Source organism: Martinezella dioscoreae (assembly GCF_009176305.1).
GTDB lineage: Bacteria > Pseudomonadota > Alphaproteobacteria > Rhizobiales > Rhizobiaceae > Rhizobium > Rhizobium dioscoreae.
The window spans coordinates 29,831-43,898 of record NZ_BLAJ01000007.1 but is presented as its reverse complement, the minus strand read 5'-3'; the positions used below and the strand labels follow the sequence as shown (position 1 = coordinate 43,898).

Sequence of the window (14,068 nt, the reverse complement as noted above, 5' to 3'; positions counted from 1 at the left end):
CGATGGGAGGAAAAGCGGTTTTTAACCGATAAGTTCAGCCATCGCCTTGCGGAATCGCGTGGTGATTGCCTCTCTCCTCAGATGTCGGCCCTCGTCCACCTGCTTTTTACCCAGGGCCCACACGCCGTCCACGGTGACGCCGCCGGCGAAGGTCCAGTGATCGAGAATACGGTCGCCGGAGAGATAGGGTACCGCACTTACATCGAGCGAAACGATATCGGCGTGATTACCGACGGCGAGGCCGGCCGGTGCCTTGAGAGCCGCGCCACCGCCCGCCAGAGTGCCGTCGAACAGCATGCGGGCGGTCGAACCGCCCGTCGTGGCAATGACGTTGCGGGCGCGTAGCGCCAGGCGCTGCGAATATTCGAGCTGCCGCAACTCCTCCGGCACGGAGATGAGAATATTGGAATCGGAACCGACGCCGTAGTGGCCGCCTTCCTCCAAGAATAGCGGTGCCGGGAACACGCCATCGCCGAGATTGGCTTCGGTGATCGGGCAAAGGCCGGCGATCGCGCCGCTTCTAGCCATGCGCCGCGTCTCATCCTCGGTCATGTGCGTGGCATGGATCAGGCACCAGCGCTCATTGACGGGCGCATTGTCGAGCAGCCATTGCACCGGCCGGGCACCCGACCAGGCGATGCAATCCTCCACTTCTTTCACCTGCTCGGCGACATGGATGTGGATCGGCCCATCGCCGGCGATCGGCACGAGCTTTGCCAGCTCTTCCGGTGTCACGGCCCGCAGGCTGTGCGGCGCGATGCCGAGTTCGGCGCCAGGCAGGCGGCTCGTGACCGGGCGGCAGCCGGCCATAAGGGCTTCGAAGCTCTCGATCGAATTGATAAAGCGGCGCTGGCCGTCGATGGGAGCGGCACCGCCGAAGCCGGAATGAGCGTAGAAGACGGGCAGCAGCGTCAGCGCAATGCCGGTTTCGGAGCTGGCGGCGCCAATGCGCTCGGCCAGCTCGGCGATATTGGCATAATGGCTGCCATCCTTGTCATGATGCAAATAGTGGAATTCACCGACGCGGGAGAAGCCGGCTTCGAGCATTTCCATATAGAGCTGTGCGGCGACGGCCTCGACATGGTCCGGCGTCATCGACAAAGCGAATCTGTACATGACGGTGCGCCAGCTCCAGAAGCTGTCATTGGCCGGGCCGCGGACTTCGGCAAGGCCGGCCATGGCGCGCTGGAAGGCGTGGCTGTGCAGGTTCGGCATCGCCGGAACCAGAACATCCTGCCTGTCGTCGCCGGCTTCGGGAGCGACATCGGTCGCGATCTCGGCGATGCGGCCGCCTTCGAGGGTCAGCCTTACATCCTCGTGCCATCCGTCGCCAAGCAGTGCCGAGCGTGCATGAAGTCTCGTCATGGTCTCACCCTTTCCTTTCGGACATGGAGTCCAAAATCCCTCTTGTCAGCCTTTCGATTATGTATATACATTATGAGCCAACGAGGAAAGGCGTAAAGCTGATGGGTGGGAATAATTTTTCCGAAGATGGCAAGGACGGCGATACGGCAAGCCGCGTCTGGCGCAACGCTCGCCTTGCAACCTTGAAAGAGGGCGAGGCCCGGCTCGGTACTATCGAGAAGGGCGCGATCCTGACCAAGGGCGGCCGTATCGTCTTTGCCGGCAGCGAAGCCGATCTGCCCGATACATCGGGCGCCGAAAGCATCGACCTCGAAGGGCGCTGGGTGACACCCGGGCTCGTGGATTGCCATACGCATATCGTTTATGGCGGCAATCGCGCCCGCGAATTCGAAATGCGGTTGGAAGGCGCGAGCTACGAAGAAATCGCCCGTGCCGGCGGCGGTATCGTCTCCTCCGTCAATGCAACGCGGGCGCTGTCGGTGGATGAGCTTGTCGCTGTGGCCTTGCCGCGCCTCGATACGCTGCTATCCGAAGGCCTAACGACAATCGAAGTAAAGTCAGGTTACGGCCTCAACATTGAATCCGAACTGAAGATGCTGCGGGCCGCGCGCAAGCTGGAGACAGTCCGCCCGGTTCGCGTCGTCACCTCGTATCTCGGCGCGCATGCGGCGCCAGCGGAGTATAAAGGTCGTAATGGCGACTATATCACTGACGTCGTGCTGCCGGGCCTCAGCCAGGCCCATGCCGAAGGTCTTGTCGATGCCGTCGACGGCTTCTGCGAAGGCATCGCCTTTTCGACGGCGGAAATCGCGCGCGTCTTCGATCTTGCCAAGTCGCTCGGTATTCCGGTGAAGCTGCATGCCGAACAGCTTTCCAATCTCGGCGGTGCCAAGCTTGCCGCCTCCTATGGTGCTTTATCAGCCGATCACGTCGAATATCTCGATGAGGATGGCGTCAAGGCGATGGCTGCGGCGGGTACGGTTGCCGTGCTGCTGCCCGGCGCCTTCTATGCCATCAACGAGAAACAGAAGCCGCCGGTTCAGGCCCTGCGTGAAGCGGGCGTCTCGATCGCCATTGCGACCGACTCCAATCCCGGCACTTCGCCGCTGACCTCGCTGCTGCTGACCATGAACATGGCGGCCACCCTTTTCCGCCTGACGGTCGAGGAATGCATCGCCGGCGCCACCCGCGAAGGCGCGCGTGCCCTTGGTCTTCTGAGCGAAACGGGGACGCTCGAGGCCGGCAAGTCGGCCGATTTTGCCATCTGGGATGTCGAAAGCCTGGCGGAGCTGGTCTACCGCATCGGCTTCAATCCCCTCCATGCACATGTCTTTAAGGGAAAGAGGTTCAACCGATGACTGTCGTTCTCCATCCGGGTTCCGTCTCGCTGCAGCAGCTGGCGACGATCTATTGGAGCGGTGAGCCGGCTAAGCTCGATGCGTCCTTCGATGCCGGCATCGCCAAGGCGGCCGCCCGTATTGCCGAAATCGCTGCCGGCAATGCGCCGGTTTACGGCATCAACACTGGCTTCGGCAAACTGGCATCGATCAAGATCGACAGCGCCGATGTCGCGACGCTCCAGCGCAATCTCATCCTCTCGCATTGCTGCGGCGTCGGTCAGCCGCTGCCTGAAAACGTCGTTCGCCTCATCATGGCGCTGAAGCTCATTTCGCTCGGGCGCGGTGCCTCCGGCGTGCGGCTGGAGTTGGTGCGGCTGATCGAAGGCATGCTCGAAAAGGGCGTCGTCCCCGTCATTCCCGAAAAGGGTTCCGTCGGTGCTTCGGGCGATCTCGCGCCGCTCGCGCATATGACCGCCGTCATGATGGGGCATGGGGAAGCCTTTTATGCCGGCGAGCGGCTTTCCGGCGCGGCGGCGCTCGAAAAGGCCGGCCTGACGCCGGTCGTGCTCGCCGCCAAGGAAGGGCTGGCGCTGATCAACGGTACGCAAGTCTCGACCGGTCTTGCGCTTGCGGGTCTCTTCCGCGCCCATCGTGCCGCCCAGGCCGCCCTCATCACCGGCGCGATGTCGACGGATGCTGCGATGGGCTCCTCCGCCCCATTCCATCCCGATATTCATACGCTGCGCGGCCATAAGGGTCAGATCGATACCGCCGCAGCCCTTCGCGGGCTGCTGGCCGGTTCCGTGATCCGCGAAAGCCATATCGAAGGCGACGAGCGTGTGCAGGATCCCTATTGCATCCGCTGCCAGCCTCAGGTCGATGGCGCCTGCCTCGACCTCCTGCGCTCTGTCGGCCGCACGCTTGAAGTCGAGGCCAATGCCGTCACCGACAATCCGCTTGTCCTGTCTGACAATTCTGTCGTTTCCGGCGGCAATTTCCATGCCGAGCCGGTTGCCTTTGCTGCCGACCAGATTGCGATCGCCGTTTGCGAAATCGGCGCGATCGCACAGCGCCGCATTGCGCTGCTCGTCGATCCCGCGCTCAGCTACGGCCTGCCGGCCTTCCTCGCCAAGAAGCCAGGCCTGAACTCGGGCCTGATGATTGCCGAAGTGACCTCGGCGGCGCTGATGTCCGAAAACAAGCAGATGTCGCATCCGGCCTCCGTCGACTCGACCCCGACCTCCGCCAACCAGGAAGACCATGTTTCCATGGCCTGTCATGGCGCGCGCCGCCTGCTGCAAATGACCGAAAACCTCTTCGGCATCATCGGCATCGAGGCGCTGACCGCCGCCCAAGGCGTCGAGCTGCGCGCGCCGCTGACGACCAGCCCGGAACTGACCCTTGCCATTGCTTCGATCCGCGCCGCCGTGCCGTCGCTGGAAGAGGACCGCTACATGGCGAACGACCTGAAAGCCGCCAGCGAGCTTATCGGCTCCGGCGTGCTCAATGCCTCGATTTCAACCAACATCCTGCCCTCCTTGGAGATGTGACATGACCAACCCACGCCATAATATCCGCGAAATCCGCGCGCCTCGTGGTCCGGAGCTCAACGCCAAGAGCTGGCTGACCGAAGCGCCGCTGCGCATGCTGATGAACAATCTCGATCCGGACGTTGCGGAAAACCCGAACGAGCTGGTCGTCTACGGCGGCATCGGCCGCGCCGCCCGCACCTGGGACGACTTCGACCGTATCGCCGCGACGCTGAAGACGCTCAACGAAGACGAGACGCTGCTGGTGCAGTCCGGCAAGCCGGTTGCCGTGTTCCGCACCCACAAGGATGCGCCGCGCGTGCTGATCGCCAACTCCAACCTCGTGCCGCATTGGGCGACCTGGGATCACTTCAACGAGCTGGATAAGAAGGGCCTTGCCATGTATGGCCAGATGACGGCCGGCTCGTGGATCTATATCGGCACGCAGGGCATCGTGCAGGGCACTTACGAAACCTTCGTCGAAGCCGGTCGCCAGCACTATAACGGCAATCTCAAGGGCAAGTGGATCCTGACGGGTGGTCTCGGCGGCATGGGCGGGGCACAGCCGCTGGCGGCCGTCATGGCCGGCGCCTGCTGCCTTGCCGTCGAATCAGACGAAACCCGCATCGATTTCCGCCTGCGCACCCGTTATGTCGACGAGAAGGCAAAGACGCTCGACGAAGCGCTTGCTTTGATCGACAAGTGGACGAAGGCTGGTGAAGCCAAGTCCGTCGGCCTGCTCGGCAATGCCGCCGAGATCTTCCCTGAGTTGGTGAAGCGCATGAAGGCCGGTGGCCCGCGCCCGGATATCGTCACCGACCAGACCTCCGCTCACGACCCGCTGAACGGCTATCTGCCGATCGGCTGGACGGTCGCCGAACACAAGGCCAAGCGCGAGAGCGATCCGAAGGCCGTCGAAGCTGCCGCCCGTGCCTCTATGAAGGTGCATGTCGAAGCCATGGTCGCCTTCTGGGATGCCGGCGTGCCGACGCTCGACTACGGCAACAACATCCGCCAGGTCGCCAAGGAAGAGGGTTTCGAAAACGCCTTCGCTTTCCCGGGCTTCGTGCCGGCCTATATCCGCCCGCTTTTCTGCCGCGGCATCGGCCCCTTCCGCTGGGCTGCCCTTTCGGGTGATCCGGAAGATATCTACAAGACTGATGCCAAGGTGAAGGAGCTGCTGCCCGACAACAAACATCTGCACAATTGGCTCGACATGGCGCGCGAGCGCATTTCCTTCCAGGGTCTGCCGGCGCGCATTTGCTGGGTCGGTCTCGGCGATCGCCACCGCCTCGGACTTGCCTTCAACGAAATGGTCAGGAACGGCGAGCTGAAGGCGCCCGTCGTCATCGGCCGCGACCATCTCGACTCCGGCTCGGTCGCCTCGCCGAACCGCGAAACGGAAGCCATGAAGGACGGCTCGGATGCCGTTTCCGACTGGCCGCTCCTGAACGCCCTGCTCAACACCGCGTCCGGCGCCACCTGGGTATCGCTGCATCATGGCGGCGGCGTCGGCATGGGCTTTTCCCAGCACTCCGGCATGGTCATCTGCGCCGACGGCACGGATGATGCGGCCAAGCGCCTGGAGCGCGTTCTCTGGAACGACCCGGCGACCGGCGTCATGCGCCACGCCGATGCCGGTTACGACATCGCGCTCGACTGGGCCAAGAAGCAGGGCCTGCGCCTGCCGGCCATCCTGGGGAACTAAGATGAAGCTGCTGCGCGCCAGTGACCACAAGCGCATGCCCTGGAAAAACGGCGGCGGCGAAACGGTGGAGATCGCCGTTTCGCCCGACGGCGCCGGGCTTGCCGACTTCGACTGGCGCGTCAGCATGGCGACTGTTGCCACAGATGGGCCGTTCTCGGTCTTTCCCGGCATTGATCGCACACTATCCATTCTCGAGGGTGAGGGCATGACACTCTTCATTGAGGGGCGCGCGCCCGAGCGTCTGACGCAGGCGAGCGAGCCGCTGCCCTTTGCTGCCGATGCGCCGACTTCGGCGACGCTGATCGACGGCACGATTACCGATCTCAATGTGATGACGCGGCGGGGCCGTTTTACGCATTCCGTGCGGCGGGTTGCTATAGATGAACATAGGGAGGTCGCTTTCGAGACCGGGACCAATCTGGTTCTTTGCCATCGCGGCAATGCCGAAATCGATGGCATGGCGCTTGATGCTGGCGATTGCCTTTTGATTTCCAACGACAGCGCCGGGGGGCACTCGATCTCGGGTAAGGCGCAGCTGTTCCATATCGCCATCGCGGCAATATAGTCAGCTATCTGCCGTTCCTTGACTTGACACCTGTCCAGCTCGGTCATCCTATTTCTATCTAGTAGAAAGAGGATAGCTGCATGAGCGACGATCAGATCCCCGCCGATAGCAAGCTTACGACTTCCAAGCGCCGCTGGGCGGCGGAGGGCAAGTTTCTGACGGGGCGTATCAGCCGGCCGGAGACGGAGCGGCTGCCGCCGGGGCAGCATCTCGTGAAGAACTGGCCGGTGCTGGATCTCGGCGTGCAGCCGCAAATTTCTCTGTCGAGTTGGCGGCTCGATGTAATCGGCTTCGTGGAAAATCGACTCAGCCTCGATTGGGCCGCTTTCCAGGCGATAGAGCAAAGCACCCGTGTCAGCGATATCCACTGCGTGACGACCTGGTCACGCTACGACAATCGCTGGGAAGGGGTTTCTACACGCGATCTCCTCGATCTCGCCATGCCGACGGCGGAGGCGCAGCATGTGCTGCTGACGAGCTATGACGGCTATACTACTAATCTGCCGCTTGCGGATTTCGCGGCTGAGGATGCGATTCTGGCCACCGCCTGGGAGGGCCAGCCGCTGACCGGCGAGCATGGCGGCCCGATGCGTCTCGTCGTGCCGCATCTTTACTTCTGGAAGAGCGCCAAGTGGCTGAACCGCATCGAGCTCATCGGTGCCGACAGGGCCGGCTTCTGGGAGAAGAACGGCTATCACATGTATGGCGATCCCTGGCGGGAGCAGCGTTACTCGGACGATTGACGCTCTCGGCGCTTTGCGGGTGAGTACCCTGCACTGGCCCTCCCGAATCGCGGTTCTTATGTCACCGTGGCAATTTTTGATGGCGACGTCTGGGTTTGTGGCTTTGCAAGCCGCCATGATGGGCGTATTCAATGATCGTATGATTGTTGCCGGGAGTACTCGGCTTCCTTGAACGCCAATATCCGAAATTTCATCTCATGACCGTTGCCAGGACCATAGAAGAGCCTTCCGAAGCAAGTTTCGGCCGGCAGTCCCGCATCATCGCCTTCGTCGTCGCCGTCTCCTTCTTCATGCAGATCCTGGACGGCACCATTGTCACCACCTCGCTGCCGCAGATGGCGACAACTTTTGGAGTCGAGCCGGTGTCGATGAGCATCGGCATCACGGTCTATCTTCTCACCATGGCCGCCTTCGTGCCGCTGGCCGGCTGGGCCGGCGATCGCTATGGTGCACGGCGGGTGTTCCTGGCGTCAATCACCATCTTCACCGTGGCATCGCTGTTCTGCGGTCTTTCGGGGAATTTGACCGAGTTCATCATTGCCCGCGCCGTGCAGGGTGTCGGCAGCGCGCTGATGACGCCGGTCGGCCGCATCATCGTGCTGAAAAACGCGCGCAAGTCCGATCTGGTGCATGCGATGTCGATGATCACCTGGCCGGCGCTGACGGCGCCTGTCATCGGCCCCGTCCTCGGCAGCTTCATCACCACCTATCTCAGCTGGCATTGGAACTTCCTGATCAATATCCCCATCGGCATTATCGGTCTGGGTCTCGTCCTGCGCTTCGTGCCGGATCAGCGGGAGGAAAAGGTCGCCCGCCTCGATTTCGTCGGCTTCCTGCAATCGGCGGCAGGGCTGACATTCTTGCTTGCCGGCCTTGAATTCGTGGTGCAGGGCACGACGGGGCTGGCGCCCAGCATAGGGTTGATCGCTGCAGGCGTGGTGTTTTCCATCATCGCCACCCGGCATTTTATGACGGTTGATGCGCCCTTGCTCGATCTCTCCGCCTTCAAGGTGCAGACCTTCGCCATGTCGACGCTTTCGGCCGGCACGGCGAGCCGTGTGGCGATCAACGCCACGCCGTTCCTGATCCCGCTGCTCTTCCAGGTCGGCTTCGGGCGCACGGCGATCGATGCCGGCACCTATCTGCTCTTCTATTTCGCCGGCAATCTCGGCATGAAGGCGATCACCACGCAGATGTTGAGAATCTTCGGCTTCCGCAACGTGCTCGTGGTCAACGGTCTGATCTCGTCGGCCAGCATTGCCGGATGCGCGTTTCTGTCTCCGTCGACGCCGGAGTTATTGATATATTGTCTGCTATTCATCGCCGGGCTTTCGCGGTCGATGAATTTCACGGCGCTGAATACGCTGGGGTTTGCCGATATCCATGCCGCGCAGCGCAGCTCCGCCTCCACATTGTCGAGCATGCTGCAGCAGGTTTCACTGCTGCTTGGCGTTGCCGTCGCTGCTGCGGTTCTCAATCTCTCGCGCACGATTCATGGTGGGGAAACGCTTTCGCTTGTCGATTTTCGCTGGGCTTTCCTCATCGTTGGCCTTATCGGTGGCATCTCCGCATTGCGTTTTATCAGCCTGCCGCACGATGCCGGTGCAGAGGTATCCCGCCATAAAGTGAAGACCTGATCAAAACCTTCAAATTCTTAACGATATTGACAGGCAAGCCGCTGTAATGTGGGCTGCCAGTTCCCATATGCAATCCGCGTCAACTCCCACAGGAGGCAGTCCCATGCTGCTCAGAACCCTCGCCATCTCCGCTCTCGTCCTCGGCATGTCCAGCGCCGCCATGGCGGAGCAGGCTCACAAGCATCATCCCAAGCGCGTCAATGTCGAGGCGTTCCAGGCCGATGTTGGCAATGTCGACCATTCCAAGGACGCAATTCTCCCGGACGGCACCATCAACACCGATCCGTCGGTGACAGGTCCGATCCGCGCCGGCGACTCCATTTCCCGCCTGCAATGCGCTGCTGCCCCTAACTCCGTCGGCGCTCGTTCGAGCACCTATAGTGCAGGCTCCGCTTCGCTTTGCCCGTAACGGCGTGATGGCTCGAGCTGGTCTTAAGCCAGCTCGATATCCGTCTGCTTGAACCGGTCGCTTTTCGACAATAGCGGCTGGCGATAATAGCGAGCGCAGGCATAGGTCATGCAATCGTCAAGGCTGAGGCGCGCCATATGGTCGCCTTGGCCATAGCGCTCGTAGGCTTCCGTCGCCAAGGTGGCGGCGCGGGGCGGCACAGCAAGCAGCTGAACGTTCATAAGCTGCAGAAACGTGCGGACAGCTTCGCCGGCCTCGGTCGGCGACAATCCCAAAGTATCGGAGACAAGGATTGCGGCATTCGCCGCGACAAGCGGCGAAGTCATTCGCGCTGTTGCCGGCTGCATGCGGATGGCGAAGGCACGCGCCTCCTCCTCGTCGGTCATCATCGCCGACAGCACTGAAGCGTCGATAAACATCAAATCTCTTCCGCTATGCCGGCGCTTTCGCTTTTGGCGATGGCCTTCTGTTTGAGATTGCGGCAGAAAGTGACCGCGACGTCGGCAAGCGCCGGCTTGGTCAGCTCCTCATCCAGCGCCTTCTGCAAGGCAAGCCGCACGGCTTCCGTCTTGGTCGTGGCCTTGGTCAGCGCCTGATAGCGCCGCGCCAATCGATCAATGGCATCGTCCTTGATGTAAAGCGGCATGGAATATCCCTTTAAATTCTACGGATATCCTTAAGCTCTCTGCGCGAGGAAGGCAATCATGTGCGCCGTTGGCTGTATCCTATTTTCTGCGATATTTAGATGACGATCATCATCTAACGTGATAGGAATGGTCCGAAGATATGGTTTGCTGTCCGTGAGGAGATGTCATGTCCGCTACCGATCCCATCGTCATCGTTTCCGCTACCCGCACGCCGCTGGGCCGTTTCCAGGGAGATCTCTCGCCCTTGCAGGCGCACGAGCTTGGCGCGCATGTCATCCGCGCGGCGCTGACGCGTGCCGGTCTTTCGGCGGAGAAAGTGGATGAAGTTCTGTTTGGCTGCGTCCTGCCTGCGGGGCAGGGACAGGCGCCGGCCCGACAGGCTGCGCGCGGGGCCGGCCTGCCGAATGCCGTCGGCGCCACCACGATCAACAAGGTCTGCGGTTCCGGCATGAAGGCCACCATGCTGGCGCATGACCTACTTCTCGCTGGTTCGGCCTCGATCGCCGTTGCCGGCGGCATGGAATCCATGTCGAATGCGCCGTATCTGCTGGCCAAGGCTCGCGGCGGCTATCGCATGGGCCATGACCGCATCTTCGATCACATGATGCTCGACGGGCTCGAGGACGCCTACGAGAAGGGCCGTTCCATGGGCGATTTCGGCGAACTGGCGGTTGAGGCCTATCAGTTCAGCCGCGACGATCAGGATGCCTATGCGGTCGAGACCTTATCGCGCGCCCGTGCCGCAACGGAGAACGGCGCCTTCGAAGCCGAAATCACCCCGGTTTCCATCATGGCGAAGGGCGGCCCCATTACCATTGCCAAGGACGAGCATCCGCAAAAGGTCTCGCCGGAAAAAATCCCGACACTGAAGCCCGCCTTCCGCAAGGATGGCACGATTACGGCGGCCAGCGCCTCAGCCAATGCCGATGGTGCGGCCGCGCTTATCCTGACACGCCGCTCGGTTGCCGAGCGCGAGGGATTGCCCATTCTTGCCGAGATCAAGGCGCATGCGACGCATTCCCAGGAGCCGGCCTGGTACACCACCGCGCCGATCCCGGCGATCCGCAAGCTGCTCGATAAGACCGGATGGAAGATCGGCGATGTCGATCTCTTCGAGATCAACGAGGCCTTCGCCGTTGTCGCCATGGCAGCTGCCAAGGAGCTCGGCATTGCTCGCGATCGTCTCAATGTCAACGGTGGCGCCTGCGCGCTCGGCCATCCCATCGGTGCCACCGGTGCGCGGCTGATCGTGACGCTGCTGCATGCGCTCGAGCGTCAGGGTGCAAGGAAGGGCGTCGCAGCCCTTTGCATCGGCGGCGGCGAGGCAACGGCGATTGCTGTGGAGCGGGTTGGGTAAGCGAATTCGGGCAAGTCAGGTGCATCTGCCGATGCCGCGCCTGCGAGTATGCCCCTCATCCTAGCCTTCTCCCCGCTTGGCGGGGAGAAGGGACGACCGCGCCAGACGGCGAATTTGCAGGCAGATCGTAGGCTATTAGATCAAAGCCCCCTCTCCCCGCTGGCGGGGAGAGGGCAGGGGTGAGGGGCCGCGTGGGTGCGGAGAAGGCGAACAAACGCGGTCGATGTCCTCATTTCACCAACCGCAGCCGGAGTGCGTTGGCGATTACCGAGACCGAGGACAGGCTCATCGCCGCTGCAGCGATCATCGGCGACAGAAGCAGGCCGAAGACCGGATAGAGCACGCCGGCTGCGAGCGGCACGCCGAGCGCATTGTAGCCAAAGGCGAAGGCAAGGTTCTGCTTGATGTTGCGGATGGTCGCTTCCGAGAGGTGGCGCGCCCGCACGATGCCGTTGAGATCGCCCTTCACCAGCGTGATGCCGGCGCTTTCCATGGCGACGTCGGCGCCCGTGCCCATGGCGATGCCAACATCGGCTGATGCAAGCGCGGGAGCGTCGTTGACGCCGTCGCCGGCCATGGCAACGATGCGGCCTTTGGCGCGTAGTTCGTCGATCAGTGCCTTCTTGCCTTCCGGCAGCATGTCGGCGCGTACTTCGTCGATGCCGAGCTGCTTCGCGACGGCAGCGGCGGTCTTGCCGTTGTCGCCGGTTGCCATGACGATGGTCAAGCCGCTCTCATGCAGCGCCTTGATGGCGGCGGCAGTGGTCGGCTTGATCCGGTCGGCGACGGCGACGAGGCCGGCAAGCTTCCTGTCGACGGCGACGAACATGACGGTCTTGCCTTCGCCGCGCAAGCGCTCCGTCTCGGCCTTCAAGGCCTCGATCGAGACGCCAAGATCGGACATCATCGCCGCGTTGCCGAGGGCGATCGCGGCTTCGCCGGTGTGGCCCTCGACGCCTTTGCCTGTCACCGCCGCAAAGCCGGAGATCTCGACGAATCGCGCCTTGCGCTCCTCGGCGCCGGCGACGATCGCTTCGGCAAGCGGGTGTTCTGAGCCGCGCTCCAGGCTGGCAGCAAGCGAGAGCAGGCGGGCCTCGTCTGTGCCTGTCGCGGGGACGATGTCGGTCAGATTCGGCTTGCCCTCGGTCAGCGTGCCTGTCTTGTCGACGATCAGCGTGTCCACCTTGGCGAAGCGTTCCAGCGCCTCGGCATCGCGCACCAGTACGCCCTCATGTGCGCCTCGGCCCGTGGCGATCATGATCGACATAGGCGTTGCCAGCCCCAGCGCACAGGGGCAGGCGATGATCAGCACGGCGACGGCGGCAAGCAGCGCATGCGCCAGCCTCGGCTCCGGCCCGACAAAGGCCCAGACGGCGAAGGCGATAATGGCGGCCGCGACCACAGCCGGCACGAAAACGGCGGAGACGCGATCGACCATCGTCTGGATTGGCGCGCGCGAGCGCTGCGCCTTGGCGACAAGCTCGACGATGCGCGAGAGGGTGGTCTCGGCGCCGACCTTTTCGGCTTGCATGATGAGTCCGCCGTTCCTGTTGATGGTGCCGCCGGTCACGGCGTCGCCCTTGGCCTTTTCGACTGGCAGAGGTTCGCCCGTAATCATCGATTCGTCGACAGTTGATTGCCCTTCGATGACGGAGCCATCCACAGGGACGCGCTCGCCTGGGCGCACGCGTAGCCGGTCGCCGGCCTGGATTTCGTCGACAGGCACATCGGTTTCGCTGCCATCGGCGCCGATGCGCCGTGCTGTTTTCGGGGCGAGATCGAGAAGCGCGCGAATGGCCGAGCCGGTGCGTTCGCGGGCCTTCAGCTCGAGTACCTGGCCGACGAAGACCAATGCGACGATGACGGAAGCCGCCTCGAAATAGACGGGGACGCTCTCACCATGGCCTCGGAAGCTCATGGGAAACAGGCCGGGGGCGAGCGTGGCGATGACGCTATAGAGATAGGCGGTGCCGACGCCGAGACCGATCAGCGTCCACATATTGGGGCTGCGATTGACGAGCGAATTCCAGGCGCGGCGGAAGAAGGGCAGCGCCGCCCAAAGCACGACCGGCGTCGCGAGCAGAAGTTCGACCCATGTGGCAAGAGGTTCGCCGATCCAGTCGCGAATGGGCAAGCCGATCATCGGACCCATGCTGATAACAAGCAGCGGCAGTGATAGGGCAGCGCTGATCCAGAACCGGCGAGTGAAATCGGCAAGCTCCGGGTTCGGGCCGTGATCGGCGGCGGGAACACCCATCGGCTCCAGCGCCATGCCGCATTTCGGGCAGTCGCCGGGATGGTCGCTGATGACCTCGGGGTGCATCGGGCAGGTATAGAGCGTGCCCTTCGGCACCGGCTTTGGCGCCGGTTTGTTACCGTCGAGATAGGAGGCTGGATTTGCCTCGAACTTTGCCTTGCAACTGGCCGAGCAGAAATAGAATTTTTCGCCCTCGTGCTTTAGGAAGTGGCGGGCGGTGGCACGGTCCACCGGCATGCCGCAGACCGGGTCTTTCGCCGTGAGGTAGTTTTCCGGTGCAGCCTGGAACTTTGTACGGCAGCCGTCACTGCAGAAGTGGAAAGTACGGCCGCGATAATCCAGCGATGGCTTGCCAGCATCGGGATCGACGGTCATGCCGCAGACGGGATCGCGGATCACCACATCCTGAATGTCGGCATCATGATGATGGTGATGACCGTGGCCATGATGGCCGTGATCGTGCTCGTTGTGCTGTGCCATGTCTTACTCCTTTGCCCGAAAGGGCGTCGGA

The 14,068-nt window shown here is 62.5% G+C and carries 12 protein-coding genes; 8 read left to right on the top strand and 4 right to left on the bottom strand.

What is annotated here, in order from left to right; genetic code table 11:
* Positions 1–21: 21 nt before the first annotated feature.
* Positions 22–1,365 (bottom strand): formimidoylglutamate deiminase, encoded by a 1,344-nt coding sequence (locus tag GDN47_RS24160; protein WP_152094423.1) that lies wholly within the window; start codon positions 1,363–1,365, stop codon positions 22–24.
* Between the two features lie 101 nt (positions 1,366–1,466).
* Between GDN47_RS24160 and hutI the strand changes: the two genes are divergently transcribed.
* The 7 genes from hutI (at position 1,467) to GDN47_RS24125 (ending at position 9,296) form a co-directional block, all read left to right on the top strand.
* Positions 1,467–2,723, top strand: a complete 1,257-nt coding sequence (gene hutI / locus GDN47_RS24155; RefSeq protein ID WP_113331565.1) for an imidazolonepropionase — start codon at positions 1,467–1,469, stop codon at positions 2,721–2,723.
* Positions 2,720–4,255, top strand: a complete 1,536-nt coding sequence (gene hutH, locus GDN47_RS24150; RefSeq protein ID WP_113331566.1) for a histidine ammonia-lyase — start codon at positions 2,720–2,722, stop codon at positions 4,253–4,255. The genes hutI and hutH overlap by 4 nt, the downstream gene beginning before the upstream one ends.
* 1 nt (position 4,256) lies before the next feature.
* Positions 4,257–5,942 carry a urocanate hydratase gene (gene hutU, locus GDN47_RS24145; protein WP_152094422.1) on the top strand — a complete coding sequence of 562 codons (1,686 nt, stop codon included), beginning with the start codon at positions 4,257–4,259 and terminating at the stop codon, positions 5,940–5,942.
* A 1-nt stretch (position 5,943) separates the two neighbouring features.
* Complete coding sequence (locus tag GDN47_RS24140) at positions 5,944–6,507, top strand: HutD/Ves family protein (protein ID WP_113331568.1); 564 nt, start codon at positions 5,944–5,946, stop codon at positions 6,505–6,507.
* Positions 6,508–6,587: 80 nt separating this feature from the next.
* On the top strand, positions 6,588–7,250 hold the full coding sequence (locus tag GDN47_RS24135) for a sulfite oxidase-like oxidoreductase (protein WP_113353753.1): 663 nt from the start codon (positions 6,588–6,590) through the stop codon (positions 7,248–7,250).
* Between the two features lie 197 nt (positions 7,251–7,447).
* Positions 7,448–8,887 carry an MFS transporter gene (locus GDN47_RS24130; RefSeq protein ID WP_113353752.1) on the top strand — a complete coding sequence of 480 codons (1,440 nt, stop codon included), beginning with the start codon at positions 7,448–7,450 and terminating at the stop codon, positions 8,885–8,887.
* A gap of 103 nt (positions 8,888–8,990) precedes the next feature.
* The gene (locus GDN47_RS24125; protein ID WP_112341489.1) at positions 8,991–9,296 is read left to right on the top strand and encodes a hypothetical protein; all 306 of its coding nucleotides are present in this window, start codon (positions 8,991–8,993) and stop codon (positions 9,294–9,296) included.
* Positions 9,297–9,319: 23 nt separating this feature from the next.
* On the opposite strand, the gene GDN47_RS24120 is transcribed toward GDN47_RS24125, so the two are convergent.
* Together GDN47_RS24120 and GDN47_RS24115 are read right to left on the bottom strand one after the other, a co-directional pair.
* Positions 9,320–9,715: a type II toxin-antitoxin system VapC family toxin gene (locus GDN47_RS24120; RefSeq protein WP_113353751.1), complete on the bottom strand. Its 396-nt coding sequence runs from the start codon at positions 9,713–9,715 to the stop codon at positions 9,320–9,322.
* On the bottom strand, positions 9,715–9,942 hold the full coding sequence (locus tag GDN47_RS24115; protein WP_152094421.1) for a type II toxin-antitoxin system VapB family antitoxin: 228 nt from the start codon (positions 9,940–9,942) through the stop codon (positions 9,715–9,717). Before GDN47_RS24115 ends, GDN47_RS24120 begins: the two co-directional genes overlap by 1 nt.
* A 167-nt stretch (positions 9,943–10,109) precedes the next feature.
* Between GDN47_RS24115 and GDN47_RS24110 the strand changes: the two genes are divergently transcribed.
* On the top strand, positions 10,110–11,300 hold the full coding sequence (locus tag GDN47_RS24110) for an acetyl-CoA C-acyltransferase (RefSeq protein ID WP_152094420.1): 1,191 nt from the start codon (positions 10,110–10,112) through the stop codon (positions 11,298–11,300).
* Between the two features lie 229 nt (positions 11,301–11,529).
* Here the strand turns inward: GDN47_RS24110 and GDN47_RS24105 are convergent, their stop codons facing one another.
* Positions 11,530–14,037, bottom strand: coding sequence for a heavy metal translocating P-type ATPase (locus GDN47_RS24105; RefSeq protein WP_152094419.1), 2,508 nt, complete (start codon positions 14,035–14,037; stop codon positions 11,530–11,532).
* Positions 14,038–14,068: the final 31 nt, after the last annotated feature.

What these genes read in the sequence shown, in the direction of transcription:
- GDN47_RS24125 (WP_112341489.1), top strand. Translation starts at nt 8,991, where the DNA reads ATGCTGCTCAGAACCCTCGCCATCTCCGCTCTCGTCCTCGGCATGTCC.
- hutI (WP_113331565.1), top strand. Translation starts at nt 1,467, where the DNA reads ATGGGTGGGAATAATTTTTCCGAAGATGGCAAGGACGGCGATACGGCA.
- GDN47_RS24160 (WP_152094423.1), bottom strand. Translation starts at nt 1,365, where the DNA reads ATGACGAGACTTCATGCACGCTCGGCACTGCTTGGCGACGGATGGCAC.
- hutU (WP_152094422.1), top strand. Translation starts at nt 4,257, where the DNA reads ATGACCAACCCACGCCATAATATCCGCGAAATCCGCGCGCCTCGTGGT.
- hutH (WP_113331566.1), top strand. Translation starts at nt 2,720, where the DNA reads ATGACTGTCGTTCTCCATCCGGGTTCCGTCTCGCTGCAGCAGCTGGCG.
- GDN47_RS24135 (WP_113353753.1), top strand. Translation starts at nt 6,588, where the DNA reads ATGAGCGACGATCAGATCCCCGCCGATAGCAAGCTTACGACTTCCAAG.
- GDN47_RS24120 (WP_113353751.1), bottom strand. Translation starts at nt 9,715, where the DNA reads ATGTTTATCGACGCTTCAGTGCTGTCGGCGATGATGACCGACGAGGAG.
- GDN47_RS24105 (WP_152094419.1), bottom strand. Translation starts at nt 14,037, where the DNA reads ATGGCACAGCACAACGAGCACGATCACGGCCATCATGGCCACGGTCAT.
- GDN47_RS24115 (WP_152094421.1), bottom strand. Translation starts at nt 9,942, where the DNA reads ATGCCGCTTTACATCAAGGACGATGCCATTGATCGATTGGCGCGGCGC.
- GDN47_RS24140 (WP_113331568.1), top strand. Translation starts at nt 5,944, where the DNA reads ATGAAGCTGCTGCGCGCCAGTGACCACAAGCGCATGCCCTGGAAAAAC.
- GDN47_RS24130 (WP_113353752.1), top strand. Translation starts at nt 7,448, where the DNA reads ATGACCGTTGCCAGGACCATAGAAGAGCCTTCCGAAGCAAGTTTCGGC.
- GDN47_RS24110 (WP_152094420.1), top strand. Translation starts at nt 10,110, where the DNA reads ATGTCCGCTACCGATCCCATCGTCATCGTTTCCGCTACCCGCACGCCG.